Source organism: Cohnella sp. OV330, from assembly GCF_900112065.1.
Classification (GTDB): domain Bacteria; phylum Bacillota; class Bacilli; order Paenibacillales; family Paenibacillaceae; genus Cohnella.
Genome location: NZ_FOKE01000009.1, coordinates 217775 through 233081 on the forward strand (window position 1 = coordinate 217775; position 15307 = coordinate 233081).

The window sequence follows — 15307 nt, forward strand, 5'->3', positions numbered from 1 at the left end:
CCGGCAGGGATCATTTTTATTTTCTGCGCAAGCGAAATTTATATAATTCTCTTATCGCATGTAACTTTTTGTAGATTACGGAGTCTACTAATAGAGGGGAAGTATTGGGAGTTTGGTAGGAACCGGCTGCCATGCCACCCCGCGCAAATCTATGACAACATGGGAGCGTATTGCAACTAATGCCTGAATCGAAGTTTAACATTCTGAGAGCTGCTAGAGTCGTAAGTATACCGATGTTGGCGGGAACGCTCGTCGTCGCTTCGTTCACGGGCACGGGATGGGCGCCGCTCGCGCAGTGGCAGCCCGGCGTCGCTTCGGCGGCGACGGCGGCGGTCACGTACAAGCTGGTGAAGTCGGACGAGGCGATCGTGACGTCAGGCGTGAAGCAGATTAACTATAGCTGGGTGCCGTCGGACGCGAAGAAGAGCACGGAGCTGGTCCACGTGCTGCAGATCGATCTGACCAATCCGTACGTGCAAATGAACGCGTTGAGCGGGAAAAACGGCAGCGTCACGACCGGCCAGTCTGTCGGAGCGATGACGAAGGCGGCCGGCGCGGTAGCCGGCGTGAACGGGGACGTGTTCAACACGGGTTCGGCGAGCGAGGGCGCGCCGCTCGGAGCGGAACTGCTCTCGGGCCAGCTGCTGGTCGCGCCGACGAAGCTGCAGGGGATGTTCGCTTTTGCGCTGACGAAGGACAAGACGCCGATCATCGACCGGTTCGCGTTCTCGGGCAGCGTGCAGGCGGCCGACGGGACGAAGTTCGCGCTTTCGGGACTGAACAACTCTTCTTACACGACGTATCCGGACAAGACGGCGAGCCATCTGAACGCGTTGTTTATGTACACGAACGCCTGGACGGCAGCCAACCGCCCGGCCAACAGCGGCACGACGCCGATGGAAGCGCTGGTCGTGGACGGCGTCGTGACGGAGATCGGCGACGGGGTGCAGATCCAGACGGCGATCCCGGCGAACGGCTATATCCTCCGCGGACACAAGGGCAAGGATTCGGGCAACTTCATCCTGAACAGCCTGCCGGTCGGCACGCAGGTGACGAGTTCGTACAATCTCGTGTCGCAGACGAGCGGCAAGACGTACGGCGAGAGCGACTTTCAGATGATCGTGAGCGGGCACACGCTGCTCATGGACGACGGCAAGGCATCGGCGTTCAGCCGGGACGTCAGCGGCGTCAGCGGCTCAGCGGACCGGGCGCGCACGGCGGTTGCGTATTCGCAGGACGGCAAGACGGCTTACCTCGTGACCGTCGAAGAGTACGGCTCGCATGACGGCGTAACGCTAACGGAATTCCAGAAGATTCTGACGGCGCTCGGCGTGTGGAAGGCGGTCAATCTGGACGGCGGCGGTTCGACGACGATGATCACGCGTCCGCTAGGCGAGAAGGCGACGACGCTGGCGCATCCGACCTACTTCGGTACGACGCAGCGGGCTGTAGCGAACGGGATCGGCGTGTTCACGACCGCGCCGGCAGGCGAGACGAAGGGGATCACGGCGAACGGGCCGAAGACGCTGTTCATCGGACAGCAGGCGACGTATTCGCTCAAGGCGTACGACACGTACTACAACCCAATCGACGCCGCCGGATTGACGCCTAGCTGGAGCGTGAGCGGCGGGCTTGGCGCCTTCGCGAACGGCGTCCTGACGGCATCGAAGGCGGGCACGGGCGAGCTGACGGTGAAGGCCGGCGCGGCGACCGACAAAGTTAGCATCGAGGTCGTCGGCGGCTCGCAGATCAATCAGCTGAAGGCGACGCCGAACACGACGGTGCTCGAGCCGGGCGCGAAGATCGCGGTCAAGCTGACGGCGACGCTCGCGGACGGCCGCACGCTCGAGGTGCCGGCGGATTCCGCGAAGTGGGAGTTTAAGGGCTTCACGGGGGCCGCGAGCGGCGGCGTTATCACGATCGGCACGGTCGGCGAGCAGACGAAAACCGGCTATGCGATCGCCAGGTACGACGGCTTCTCTACGGCTTTTGCGCTGAGCGCGGGCGCCGAGAAGAGCTTTGAGACGTTCGAGAACGCCACTTACCCGGTGACGTTCGACAAGCTCCCGGCCGAAACCGCAGGCACGGCCGCAATCGTTACGGGGCTGCCGGAGCGCGAGACGTCCAAGGCGCTGCAGTTGACCTACGACTTCACGGCCGGCACCGGGAACCGATTCGCCTACGCGCTGCCGAACGGAAATTCGGGCTTGGCGATCTCCGGCAGTCCGAGCGCGTTGACGCTGGACGTCTACGGCGACGGCTCCAACAACTGGCTGCGCGCCGAGTTGAAGGACGCCAACGGCAAGCAGGCGCTAGTGGACATCGCTAAGATGGTCAACTGGACCGGCTGGAAGCAGATTCGCGTCGATCTGTCAGGCAGCGGTATCGCTTATCCAGCGACGCTTACAAGGCTTTATGTCGTCAACCTGGCCGAAGGACAGGACGAGCGCGCGCTGACGGGTTCGGTCGCATTTGACAATCTGTCGCTTCAGTACCCGTCGGTCATTGGCGATGACGCCCAGTCGAATATCGTGCTACAGCTGGGTCAAAAGTCCGCTGCGGTAGACGGCAAGAGCGTGGCGCTCGATATCGCGCCGCTTCTGCTGAACGGCACGACCTACCTGCCGCTCCGGTTCGTGTCGGATGCGCTAGGCGCGGATATCGGCTGGGATCAAGCGGCGCAGAAGGCGACCGTTACCGGCGGCGGCAAGCTCGTCGAGCTATGGGTCGGCAAGCCGGACCTGCTCAATACCGGCGTCCGCGCGACGGCCGCCGCGACGCCGATCCTGCGCAGCGGCAGAGTGCTCGTGCCGGTGCGCGTCGTTTCCACGGAGCTCGGACGCAAGGTCGGGTGGGACCAGAAGACCAAGACGATTACAATTCGCTAATCTTGCGCTGCTAGACCTAGCAGGCCCGTCCACGTCGCGCGCAAATATGATATGATGGAGGCATACCTTGTCTCCATTCAAGCCCGCCGGGGCTGAAAGCGTGCGACGCGGGACGGTCCGGAGTAGGGCGCGGAGGGGAGTTGCTCGATTGGACTATCGGGTAGAACAGATTGACCGGGTTATACAGAACGCGATGCGCGTCATGGAAGACAGCAAGATGCAAGTATTCGAGATCTGTGAAGCGGCGAGACGCGAGCTTGTATCGCTCGGCAAGGAATTGGAGAACGTCCTCAGGGAGACCTCTGACACGATCGACAAAGTCGACGCCCTCGAACGGGATTACAAGCTATCGCGCATCCGGCTCACCGAGGTGAGCAGGGATTTCGTACGATTCTCGGAGAAAGACATCAAGTCCGCCTACGAGAAGGCCACTCAGCTTCAGCTGGATCTGACCGTGTATCGGGAAAAAGAGAATTATTTGAAGGCGCGCCGGGACGATTTACAGGGCCGTGTCCGCAACGTGGAACTCTCCATCGAGCGCGCGGAGATGATCGGCTCGCAGATGAACGTCGTGCTGGATTATTTCTCGGGCGATCTTAACCAGGTTACCCGTATTCTCGAGTCCGCGAAGAATCGCCAGCTTATCGGTCTGAAGATCATCCTCGCCCAGGAAGAAGAGCGCAGGCGCATGGCCCGGGAGATTCACGACGGTCCCGCCCAATCGCTCGCGAATCTGGTGCTACGGACCGAAATTGCCGAGAGAATGCTGGATACGAAGGATTTGGAGCTTGTGCGCAGCGAATTGGTCGATTTAAAATCGCAGATACGTTCAGGACTGGGGGAGATTCGCAAAATCATATTCAACCTTCGGCCGATGGCGCTCGACGATCTGGGACTCGTCCCTACGCTCCGCAAATTCGTGCAGGACTTCGAGGAGCGCACCTCCATCCGTTCCGTCTTCGAGACGAGCGGGCGGGAGAAGCGAATCTCGACCGCGCTGGAAGCCGCGATGTTCCGGCTCGTGCAGGAGGCGTTCAACAATGCCTTCAAGCATGCCGAGGCGTCGTACATGTCGCTGGATATCGCCTATCTCGAAGAGACGATCCGGATGGTCATCAAGGACAACGGCAAAGGCTTTCATACCGATCTGGCGGAAGCGCAGGCGAAGAAGAATGCCAAGTTCGGACTCATGGGCATGAAGGAGCGCGTGGATCTGCTGATGGGGGATATCGTCTTCGATTCAGCCATCGGACAGGGTACCACGATTACCATACAAGTACCGATTAAAGCCGAAATGCGGAAGGAGTTGGACATTAATGGAGAGTAAGAATTCGAACATCGCCTCGGGCCGCAAGATTCAAGTCCTCCTTGCCGACGACCACCAACTGTTCCGCGAGGGACTCAAGCGCATCTTGAACATGGAGCCAGACTTGGAGGTCATCGGCGAATGCGGGGACGGCATCCAGGTGCTGGAGTTCTGCAATCGGCAAAAGCCGGACGTCGTTCTGCTGGACATCAACATGCCGACTGAGAACGGCGTGATCGCGACGGAGAAGCTGCGCGACATTTTCCCGGAGATCAAGGTCATTATCCTGTCCATCCACGACGACGAGAGCTACGTGTTCGAGACGCTGCGCAAGGGAGCTACCGGCTACCTGCTGAAGGACATGGAAGCCGAATCGCTCGTCGAAGCGATCCGCACGGTCGCGAACGGCCATGCTTACATTCACCCGAAGGTCACCGGCAAGCTCATCAACCAGCTGCGCCGCATGACGTATCTGGACGAGATCGGCGCCGCCTCCGGCGCGGCCGCTAGCCGCGAGACGATCACGAAGTTCGTGCCGCGGGGCAACAATCCGCTCACGCGCCGCGAAGCCGAAGTGCTCCGCCTCATGGCGGAGGGCAAGAGCAACAAGAACATCGGCGAGAGCCTGTTCATCAGCGAGAAGACGGTCAAGAACCACGTCAGCAGCATCCTGCAGAAGATGGAAGTCGACGACCGCACGCAAGCCGTCATCAACTCGATCAAGTTCGGCTGGGTGACGCTGTAAAGCCTTATCGCAAGATCGCAACAGCAGGAATCATACATATGCTAGCACGGGGCGCCATCCGATGATCGGGAGATCATGCGGGCGGCGTCTTTGTTTTGGAGCGACATCACGGTTGACCTCACTACAAAATGTAGTTGTGGACATTCGATAAATGACGGGTACAAAAGGGAATTTTTAGATTAAATACTAGTTGACAGGTCGGGATTAACCCTATAATATGAACTCAATGTAAACAAAGGCGATCGGAATAAAAGAGAGATCAAGAATCGACTGGACAAACCGGAGATTCAACTAAAGCGCTAATCGCGCCGCGGTTGAATCTTTTTTGTTTCCGATAGGCTGACACATCTTGGGGAGGATGATTTAGAAATGAAGAAACTCGCGCTTTCCAAACTGGCCATTTCCGTCGTTGCCGCTACCGTCGTATTCGGCGGACTGACCTATGCGGCCGTATCGGCCAATCAAAAGACGGAGGCTGCCGCTTCCGCGCCCGAGCAGCAAGCCGCCGTGCCGCAAGCGACGGCAGCGCCCGATCAGCAAGCCGCCGCACCGGCAGCCGAAGAGCAAGCCGTTGCGCCCGAAGCCTCGGCAGCGCCTGCGAGCGAGGCCGCCGCGCCTGCTGCGGAAGCATCCGGCCAAGTCGTCGAAGTCGCCGCCGCGTCCAATGCCAATGCCGACGTGAAGGTGGCCGAAGTGAAACAAAGCGAGCCTGCAGCCACTGCGGCATCCAGCGAGTCCAAGGTTGATAAGGCGGCTCCGGCCGAATCGAACGAAAAGGCGGCTGCAACTGCTGTCGTGAAGACCGCTTCCGTGCAAGCAGAGAAGACCGCGCAGCCGACGGCAGCGCCTAAGGCAACGCCTGCGCCAACGGCCAAGCCGACTGCGGCTGCGGTCGCGCAGCCGACCAAGTCGCCCGAGCCGACAGCCGCTCCGCAAGCGTCCGCCGCCGTTGAGAAGGCAGCAGACGCAGCGCCCGCCAAGGCCACGACGTTCGTCAAAAAAGTAGAAGCGCCTAAAGCGTCGGCCACGACCGCGGCTGCCTTTACCTCAAGCGCCTCGTCTTCCTCCTCGAGCGCCTCGTCCTCTTCGGATGAGATCTGCCCGCCTGAAGAAGAGATCTGCCCGTAATCGCAATATCGCACACCGAAAAAATATCGTAATCCTTAACCTGCAATCTCGCGACGAAACGAACTTATTTAAACCAGCAGATATAGAAACGAGGCGTTCGGATTGAAATTTAAAGCACAGCGGATTCTGGCTCTCCTGCTCGCCGTCTTCGTGGCGGTCCCGGCACTGGCGGCCCATGCGGCCGAGCAAGCGCCGGAAGGCGTCGTCACGTCAAGCGGCAGCGGCGTGAGCCATTACGATTACTTCAGCGACGTCTATCCGTCGCTGAAAAACGAGTCGCATGTATTTGCGACGACCACCTACGAGGATATCGCGCAGATCTTCAAGACGCCCGGCACCTATGCCGTCGTATTCGGCGGCGCGGCCAACTCGTCCACGCAGGCGCAGATCGCTTACATTAACCAAGTGGCCAAGGAGAAGGGGATCGAGAAGGTCTACAACTTCGACACCCGCCTCGACGGCAAGGACGATCTGGATATCGCGAACAGCGAGAATCCTTTTGCCTACAAGTATACGGATCTCATTCATGCCTATCTGACGAATGCGCCGGATGCGGCCGACGTGCAAAATCAAACCTACGTTTTTGTATATAACAAAGACAACGGCGGCGGACCGGTCGTCGCAGGCTTCAAGAGCGCAGCGGTCGCAGCGGACTTCCAAACGGGCGGCAATGCGGACGCGTCCAAGATCGACGCCTACAAGGCGCAGATCCGCAGCGTATTCGGCCAAGCGAACGCGTACAGCACGATCAGCGCTTACGATTTGATCGCGCCGGGCTTTAACCACAACGGCCCGTTTTACGCACCGACAGCCCCCCCGATCTTCGACGAGTCCGACAAGGACCTCGTGCTAGAGCACGTAACTTACGATGAGCTGATCGGCATATTGCGCAGCGAGGGAGACTACGTTCTGCTGTTCGGCGGCTCCTGGTGCCCCAACACGCAGGCGGCGGTCAAGTACGTCAACGAGTATGCGAAAAAGTACGGCGTGGACAAAGTATATTTCTTTGACCCGCGTATCGACGCAGGCCTGGACGTCACGAAGCCGGATGCCAATTATCACGACAACGACAAGCTGATGATTCGCGACAGCAAGAACGCTTATGCTTATCTGTACGTCGATCTGGCTAAGCAATATCTGACCAATCTGCGCGCGGAATACGAAACGAGAGCGACCTCCAACATCTCGTATACGGACGGCAATGGCGCCAAGGTAGAAGCCATTCGTCTTCAAGTGCCTTACTTCTTCACTTACAACAAGGACAACAAGGACGCGGACGGCAACGCTGCGCCGATCCTGGGTCATATCGAGCTCATGTACGGTTGGGGCGATACGTCCAAGAAGGACGCGGACGCGACCAAGTCCTATGCCAATTACATCGAAGCGCTGAACAGCGTGCTGTCCCGCACGGAGTCGCTGCCGAGCGGCCTCGTCGGCGCCCCGCCTTCCCAGCTCGGCGGCACGGACGGACGCATCGACGGCGTCGGCCAAAAGGCGCTGGAGTACAAGAAAGCGTCCGACACGGAATATACGGCCGTCGGGGGCTCGTCCATCTTGGGACTAGCGCCGGGCGAGTACGATGTCCGCTACAAGTCGATCTTCGGGGCGCAAAAGAAAAACTCGACGACGAAGAGCTACGATAAAATCGTCTACAAGCCTGGCCAGTCGGTTCGCATCACGGTTCCGGCGCGAGCCCCGCAAGGGCTGAAAGGCATCGCGACGACGGTCGCGAACGATGTATACGGCGGTCAGATCGCAGGTACGGCAGCCGGTCAGGAGTACAAGAAAGTCGGCGCGGATGCTTATCTGACCGCGACTACGCCTTCGATCACGGGACTTGTCTATGGCGATTATCTCGTACGTTACAAAGCGATTAACGGCACGAGTGCCAGCTTGGACACGCTCGTGACGGTGCCGAAGTTCGGCCAGCAATCTGCGCCGGCGGGCCTCGAAGGCGTGGCGCCTAGCGGGCCGGATCTCAAGGACGGCCAGATCACGGGCATCACGGAGGGACTCGAGTACAAGGATGCTTCCGTGGCGAATGCTGTCTATACCAAGATCGCAGGCAACGGAACAAACGGCGCATTGACCGGTCTCGAGCCGGGCACTTATACGCTGCGATACGCGGCCAGCGACAAGCTGGCGGTCGGACCGTCCGTCGACGTCGTCGTCCCGTCCAAGCAGGCGCAAGCCGTGCCTACCGGACTGCAAGGCGAAGCGCCGACAAGCTCGGCGAACAACGACGGTCGGATCACGGGCGTGAACGCGGATCTGGAGTACAAGGCACACGGCGCGGCCGCCTATACGCCGGTCACGGGATCAACGATCGCCGGGCTCGCGGCAGGCAAGTACCACGTGCGCGTCGCGGCCAAGCCTGGCTTCTACGCCAGTGCGGACGTCGAAGTAACGGTACCTGAATATGCAGCGCCTTATGTGCCGCCGGTCGGCACGCCGGCGACCCCGACGCCGACCCCGACGGCTCCGCCGGCAGGATCGGGCGCGGAGGACGGCAAGACCGTCGTCTCGGTTAAGCTGGCTGCCAAACACGATACGTCGAACGGTCTGACCTCGGCAGCCGTCACGGCAAGCGAAGTCTCGGGCTTGGTCGACAGCGCGAAAAAGGCCGAAGCGGAAGGCAAGAAGGTTGTCATCGAGCTGAACATTGAAGCGAACGCAGACACCAAGTCTGGGCTGCTGACCCTGCCGCGCGACGCGGTGAAGGCGCTCGCCGGCGCAACCCAGGCCGAGGTGAAGATCAACTATGCGGGCTTTGGCGCGATTACGTTTGACGCGAAGGCGTTCGCCAGCATCGGCGCTGCCGAAGGCACGGGCGACATCAGCATCCAAATCACCAAGTCCGAGCTGACCGAGGAAGGCAAGCAGGTGCTCGGCGATCGTCCGGTTTACGACCTGGCGGTCATCGCGGGCGACGCGAACGTATCCGTCTTCGGCGGCGGGAAGGTGAATGTCAGCCTGCCGTACACGCTGAAGAGCGGCGAATCCGCGAACGCGATCGTCGTCTACTACGTGAACGAGACGACGGGCGAGCTCGAGACGGTACGCGGGAAGTTCGACGCCTCGGCCAAAGAAGTGAAGTTCACGACTACGCACTTCTCGCAGTACATTGTCGGCTACAATCCGGTGAGCTTCGCGGACGTCGCGGCTTCGTCCTGGTACGGCGACGCCGTCGGATTCCTGGCGGCGCGCGGCATCACGACCGGCACGGACGCCGGGCACTACAGCCCCGGCGCGACCGTGTCGAGAGGCCAATTCGTAACGCTGCTGCTCAAGGCTTACGGCATTGCGCCTGAAACCGGAGCGGCGGACAACTTCGCGGATGCCGGAGACGCGTATTATACCGGCTATCTGGCGGCAGCCAAGCGCCTTGGCATCGCGACCGGCGCCGGCGGCAACTTCGCGCCTGACAGCCAGATCTCCAGGCAAGAGCTGTTCACGTTGCTCTACCGCACGCTGAACGTGCTCGGCGAGCTCCCGACTGCGAAGACGGGTGCAACCGTGTCCGGATTCTCGGATGCGGGAGCGATTGCAGCGTATGCCCAAGACGCATTTAAGGCGCTCGTCGAGAGCGGCGTCGTCTCGGGCAACGGCGGCAAACTCTCTCCTGCGGGCGTATCGACGCGCGCCGAAGTAGCGCAAGTCCTGTTCAACCTGCTGTCCAAGTAACCGGATAGCGAATTTATAGCGAGAAGCGCGAATGGGCGGCCTATGGCCGTCCATTCCGCCCGTGTTGATGCGGATGTACGAGGAGCAGCCTGGGCGATGAAAAGTAAACTGATAATCCTCGGCGCCGTGCTTGTCCTCTTTGCCGTCGCTCTCTATGTCTCCGGCAGCTTCGGAGAAGGTGGCGGCTACGCGCAGGTCAGGCAGGAGAGGCAGGCGAGTCTGGATAGGCAGGGAGCTCCGGAGGGCAAGGCAAGTTTGGATGGGGAGGCAGCTCCGAGTGGACAGCGAGGTGCGGATCAGACAGAAGCGCAGCTCGAGGAGGCGCCCGATTTTACCCTGAAGGACCTGGACGGGAACGCCGTGTCGCTGCGGGACCTGCGTGGCAAGGCTGTCTATCTCAACTTCTGGACCACCTGGTGCAAATGGTGCAAAAAAGAAATGCCTGCCATGAAGCGGGTTTACGAGTCGTTCGAAGGTAGGGACCTGGCGATCGTGGCGGTCGATATAGGCGAGGGCCGCGACAAGGTCGCTACGTACATCGACCAGGGCGGTTATCCCTTCCAGGTGCTGCTCGATTCGGACAAAAGCGTGTCCAAGTCGTACCGCGTAACCTCGATTCCCGTCTCCGTGTTCGTGGACAAGGAAGGACGCGTCGCATACCGGAAGCTAGGCACGATGAAGGAAGACGAGATGCGGTTGGTCATCCAATCGCTCGTCGAATGATCATAATCGGGAAGAGATGATATCAACCTTATGAACAGCGTAGACAACAATCTGCTCTCCGCCATCGAGACGAACTGGTACAGCTTCGTCGTCGCGATTTTCGTATTCTTCATTCTGTACTTCATGGCCAGAAAGCGCGTCGGCTTCGGCCTCCGCGTCATCACGGGCCTGGTGTTGGGCCTGCTCGCTGGCATCCTGCTGCAGAATCTGGACCTGGAAACCAAGGCGATCGCCACGTTCGGCAGCATCTACGTCAGTCTGATCAAGATGCTCGTCATCCCGCTCGTGTTCGTTTTGGTGCTCAACAGCATCGCCTCGCTGACCAGTCTCGAATATTTGCGCAAGATCGGCTTCAAGACGTTTGCCTGGTTCCTTGGCACGACCGGCGTGGCTTCGATAATCGGGCTGCTGATCGCGCTGCTTTTCAACCCGGGCAAGGGGATCCAGCAAGCCGTACCCGAAGGTTTCGAAGCGCGCGAGATTCCGACGTTCTCCCAGGTTATCCTCGACCTCGTGCCGTCCAATCCCGTGCTTGAAGCGGCCAACGGCAAAGTCGTGCCGGTGCTTATCTTCGCGTTGTTCATCGCCGTCGCGATCATTAAGGTCGGTTCGCGGAACGCGGAGGTCGTCCGTCCGGTGCGCGAGCTCATCGCGTCGCTGACGCAGGTGCTGCACCAGGTCGTCAAGTTCATCATCCGCCTGACCCCTTACGGCGTGTTCGCACTGATCGCGGGCATTACGGCCAAGTACGGCTGGGAAACGCTGCAGGAGCTCGGAAGCGTCATCGTCACTTCCTACGTCGCGCTGATTCTTCATTTCGTGCTCGTGTTCGGGGGGCTTGTGCTGGTCGTGGCGCGGGTCAACCCGATCCGCTTCTTCAAGAAGATCTATCCGACGATCGCCGTCGCTTTCACGACGCGCAGCAGCTTCGCCGTGCTGCCGGTAAACCTGGAGGTCATCACCAAGCGACTCCATGTCTCGGATAAAATCGCAAGCTTCGTCGCGCCGCTCGGCGCTTCGGTCAACTTCAACGGCTGCGGCGGCATCTGGCCCGCGATCGTGGCGGTGTTCACGGCGCAGGTATACGGCATCCACCTGACGGGAACGGATTATGTCGTGCTGGTGCTCGTCAGCGTCATCTCCTCGATCGGCGTGGCGGGCGTGCCGGGTCCGGCGGTCATTTCCACGACCGTCGTACTGACCGCGCTCGGTCTGCCGCTCGAAGGCATCGGCATCGTCGCCGGCGTCGAAGCGCTGATCGACATGGGCCGCACAGCCGTCAACGCGACGGGTACGACCGTCACCTCGCTGCTCGTTGCCAATTCCGAAGGGGAGTTCGACCGGGAGGCGTTTAATCGGGACGAGGATGAGGATTTGGTGTTGAATCCGGCTTGACTGTGATAGAGAGAGCCTTCGCATCTGCGCTTGCTGCAGGAGCGGAGGCTTTTTCTTGTGCGTCCGCTTTGCCGCAGGTGCGGAGCTCTTTCCCAGTGCGCTCGAGCGGCGGCCTTCTATGCCTTGGGCCGGTCTCTAGCTATGCGGGGCGGACGACGGAACCGCATCGTGCTGCGCGGCATATAGTGTCGGATAGCGGCGCGGCCAGTTCGCAAGAGGAAAGACTGTCTCTGGCAACGTGGGGACGGGGGCCGCCAAGTTCATGCGAAGGAGGTGGCGCCCATGATCGGATTGCTGCTTTGGATCGCCGCTTGCTACGCGGTCGCCGCGGCTTGCGCCTATCGTCTGCTGCGGCACTGGCGCAGACCGGTTGCCAAGCGGCACTACGTCATCGTCGCGGGCAATCACGAGGATCAGATCGAGTGGGTGATCCGCTCGCTCCGATATCAAGGCAGCCTGTCAGGGACGGACATCGGCATTACCGTGCTGCTCGAGCCGGAGGCGGCGGACGGCACCGCGTCGATCGTAGAGAAGCTCGTGCGAACGGAAGCAGGCGTGAGCATGATCCGCCAGCTGCCGGAGACGGGCGAAGACGACGCGACGGGGCGCAGGCGCTGGGAAGAGACGAAGACGGCGTACGCGGAAGCATGGAACGGGCCGAACACCGTGTGGATGGAGCTGCCGCGAAGCGGGGGCATTGAGGAAGAGAGCGGCGGAGATCGCTTCGGCGGCGGATTTGGCGGGGGCGCGGGGCAGGAGCCAGGGCGTCATACTCGGCAGGGACCGGCGCATAGGGACGATGAGGGGCGTTGGGAATTGACATCCTTTTCCGATCGGCTACAATAAAAGTAGGAAACGAGCGGCTCGGCGGACAATCCGTAGGGCGCGAGACTTTGAGAATATGAATCAATGATAGCAAGCAACGGGTGAAGCACACTCGCTAACGGCCGAAAAGGGCTGAAGCGGTGTGCTTTTTTTGCGTTCGAATAAAAGTTGAGGGGGTTCGGAATGAGGGCGACGGTCTATGCGGTACGACTGCGAACCGGGTGGCGGGCGAGGTTCACGGTCGATTGGGATACGGATGAAGGTTTTTGGCTCGACGCTGCGTATCGGGCGGGGATCGCGGAAGGTTGGGGAATGCCTGCCATGGACTTGGCGCAGGCTGGGGGTGCAATCGTCAGACTGAAGCGGTTGCTGCCGTTGGGCGAGGCGGAGGCAGGATGCAGACAAGTGCAGGCGATGTTGAATGGAGAGCGGGGGTTGGAGGCGGGAGAAGTGCAGGCGTTGCTGCTGCGTTTGTTTGACGATTTGGCGGAAGGACGCGGCAAATATGCAAAGCGCAGCGGATGGAGGTTCGGGCGATTAAAAGGGAGAGGGGCAAACAAAGCGAACGAAGCGAACGAATTGTCTAACGGAGCCGAAGAAGGGTGCGAAATATTGCGGGCGAGTGTGTCCCGCGAGGGGCGAGGGATGGGGGCGGCCGCTGCCAAGCTCCAAGCCATGCGGGTGCGTGCGCTATTGCCGCTGATGGAGGGGCGCTCGCTGCTTCAGGCGGAGGCAGCGGCGATGCTCGCCGATCGGGCGCCCGGCATCGCGCCGGGCGCCGGTTTGCCGGGCCTGCTGCAGCTGGGCGCGCTGCTCGGGGCTTTGCGGCTCGGCGCCGCAGTCGCGCCAGGCGCGCCGCCGCGGGCACGGCGCCTGCGCTGCCGGCGATGCGGCAGCGGCGAAGCCGCGCTGAGGCGCACCGCGTGCGCCTCTTGCGGGAGCGCCGCCTGCGCCGTCTGCGAGGCGTGCCTGGCGCTCGGCCGCAGCCGCGCGTGCGGGCTGCTCGTGCGCGGCCCGGCGCCGGCGGCTTCGCCGCTCGGGGCGACCGCGGCGGCCGCCGGGCCGTCCGCGGCGGACGTATGCGCGCGCTGGGGCCTCAGCCGGGCGCAGCGGGCCGCCTCGGAGCAGGCGGTGCGCTTCCTGCGGGCAGGGCGCGAGCCGGGTCTCGCGGTGGAGCGGGCCGCGCCAGGCCGGGCCGGTGCAGCCGAAGGGCTAGAGCCCGCCACTCTAAGACGCCAGGTTTCCCCTCGCGGGCATGTTCCTGCAGTACTCCCTCAACATTGGGTGGATAACGTACGAGCTCTGCTAAGACTTGGCTACGGACGGTTGCATCGGCGGCAACGTTCCGATGACGATGCGATCGCTCTTGAGACGCCGCATGGCGATCCATTGGCGATCCGACCACGTTCCTTTTTATTGTGGGCCGTCACCGGAGCGGGCAAGACGGAAATGATTTTTCCGCTGCTAGACGCTGTGCTCAGCGCCGGGGGCCGGGCCTTGCTCGCTACGCCGCGCCGGGACGTCGTGCTCGAGCTGGCGCCGCGGCTGGCGAAGGCGTTTCCGGGCCGGAGCATCGCAGTGCTGTATGGCGGCAGCGGGGACCGATGGCAGCAGGCCGACCTGACGCTGGCGACCACGCACCAGCTCGTGCGATTTGGGCAAGCCTTCGATCTCGTGCTGATCGACGAGCTTGACGCGTTTCCCTATCACGGCGACCCGATGCTTCATTATGCGGCTGCAGCTGCCCGCAAACCGGACGGCGCGACCGTACTGCTGAGCGCGACGCCGCCTTCAGCCATGCGCCGTGCCGTCCGCTTCGGCCGTTTGCCCTGCGCGAAAGTACCCGTTCGGTACCATCGACACCCGCTGCCCGTGCCGCACGTTCTCGTCATGGCGCCCCTGAAGCGTTGGAGCGGCGGCGCGAGCAACCACGCAAAAAATGTGCGAGGCTTAAACAATCGCATCGCCGATAAACAAGCGGCGACGCTATACGCCCGCATCGAATCATCCCTTGCGCGCGGCGCTCAAGTCTTTATCTTCGTGCCGTACATCAAGCAGATCGAGGCGCTGGTCGCGCTCTTCCGTCGCCAAGCGCAGCGCTGGGGCATATCGGCCACATGCATCGACGGCACGTCCTCGCAAGACGACGGGCGCCGCGATAAAGTGACGGCCTTTCGGGAGCGCGAGCTGCGCCTGCTCGTGACGACGACGATCCTCGAACGCGGCGTGACCGTTCCGCGCAGCGATGTCTTCATCCTTGATGCCCACGCCAAGCTGTTCGACGAGGCGGCGCTCGTTCAGATGGCCGGGCGCGCAGGCCGCTCGGCGGACGACCCGGACGGGCGGGTCTATTTCTGCGCCGCGTATCGAACCCTGGCGCTGACCGGCGCGATCCGGCAGGTAACCGCGATGAATCGGCTCGCGCGAAAAGGGGGTTATTTGGTCGAGAGGTCGCATGGAGGCAGGCGCATTCGTTTGAGCGGCGTCCGCAATGATAAGTTTAACCCGGGCCGTCGAGGGGGCGGTCGATGATGCGGGGCTTGCTCCGGGCCGTCTACGAACTTCTCCACCCCGTCCTTCAGCAATGCCCCGATGTCTGCGAGAGGTGCGCGG

General features: G+C 61.6%; 9 protein-coding genes. All 9 read left to right on the top strand.

From position 1 onward, the window contains the following. The first annotated feature begins 179 nt into the window (after positions 1 to 179). The 9 genes from BM235_RS21170 to BM235_RS21210 all read left to right on the top strand — a co-directional run bounded on the left by BM235_RS21170 (position 180) and on the right by BM235_RS21210 (position 15226). Entirely contained in the window at positions 180 to 2888 is a 2709-nt protein-coding gene (locus BM235_RS21170; protein WP_090116228.1) for a stalk domain-containing protein, read from the top strand. 148 nt (positions 2889 to 3036) lie between these two features. Continuing rightward, positions 3037 to 4215: a sensor histidine kinase gene (locus BM235_RS21175; RefSeq protein WP_090116229.1), complete on the top strand. Its 1179-nt coding sequence runs from the start codon at positions 3037 to 3039 to the stop codon at positions 4213 to 4215. Then, the gene (locus tag BM235_RS21180) at positions 4205 to 4939 is read left to right on the top strand and encodes a response regulator (RefSeq protein WP_090116230.1); all 735 of its coding nucleotides are present in this window, start codon (positions 4205 to 4207) and stop codon (positions 4937 to 4939) included. Before BM235_RS21175 ends, BM235_RS21180 begins: the two co-directional genes overlap by 11 nt. A 369-nt stretch (positions 4940 to 5308) precedes the next feature. Continuing rightward, positions 5309 to 6067, top strand: a complete 759-nt coding sequence (locus BM235_RS21185) for a hypothetical protein (protein WP_090116231.1) — start codon at positions 5309 to 5311, stop codon at positions 6065 to 6067. A 102-nt stretch (positions 6068 to 6169) separates the two neighbouring features. Continuing rightward, positions 6170 to 9751, top strand: coding sequence for an S-layer homology domain-containing protein (locus tag BM235_RS21190; RefSeq protein WP_090116232.1), 3582 nt, complete (start codon positions 6170 to 6172; stop codon positions 9749 to 9751). Between the two features lie 96 nt (positions 9752 to 9847). Then, positions 9848 to 10474 carry a TlpA family protein disulfide reductase gene (locus BM235_RS21195; RefSeq protein WP_158543768.1) on the top strand — a complete coding sequence of 209 codons (627 nt, stop codon included), beginning with the start codon at positions 9848 to 9850 and terminating at the stop codon, positions 10472 to 10474. Positions 10475 to 10504: 30 nt separating this feature from the next. After that, the gene (locus BM235_RS21200; protein ID WP_090116234.1) at positions 10505 to 11869 is read left to right on the top strand and encodes a dicarboxylate/amino acid:cation symporter; all 1365 of its coding nucleotides are present in this window, start codon (positions 10505 to 10507) and stop codon (positions 11867 to 11869) included. Positions 11870 to 12151: 282 nt separating this feature from the next. Then, the gene (locus tag BM235_RS21205) at positions 12152 to 12715 is read left to right on the top strand and encodes a hypothetical protein (protein WP_090116235.1); all 564 of its coding nucleotides are present in this window, start codon (positions 12152 to 12154) and stop codon (positions 12713 to 12715) included. A gap of 162 nt (positions 12716 to 12877) precedes the next feature. Next, positions 12878 to 15226, top strand: coding sequence for a helicase-related protein (locus BM235_RS21210; protein ID WP_090116236.1), 2349 nt, complete (start codon positions 12878 to 12880; stop codon positions 15224 to 15226). Positions 15227 to 15307: the final 81 nt, after the last annotated feature.

Excerpts from the sequence above, each read along its gene's own strand:
- BM235_RS21205 (WP_090116235.1), top strand. The coding sequence starts at position 12,152 with ATGATCGGATTGCTGCTTTGGATCGCCGCTTGCTACGCGGTCGCCGCG.
- BM235_RS21185 (WP_090116231.1), top strand. The coding sequence starts at position 5,309 with ATGAAGAAACTCGCGCTTTCCAAACTGGCCATTTCCGTCGTTGCCGCT.
- BM235_RS21200 (WP_090116234.1), top strand. The coding sequence starts at position 10,505 with ATGAACAGCGTAGACAACAATCTGCTCTCCGCCATCGAGACGAACTGG.
- BM235_RS21210 (WP_090116236.1), top strand. The coding sequence starts at position 12,878 with ATGAGGGCGACGGTCTATGCGGTACGACTGCGAACCGGGTGGCGGGCG.
- BM235_RS21180 (WP_090116230.1), top strand. The coding sequence starts at position 4,205 with ATGGAGAGTAAGAATTCGAACATCGCCTCGGGCCGCAAGATTCAAGTC.
- BM235_RS21170 (WP_090116228.1), top strand. The coding sequence starts at position 180 with ATGCCTGAATCGAAGTTTAACATTCTGAGAGCTGCTAGAGTCGTAAGT.
- BM235_RS21195 (WP_158543768.1), top strand. The coding sequence starts at position 9,848 with ATGAAAAGTAAACTGATAATCCTCGGCGCCGTGCTTGTCCTCTTTGCC.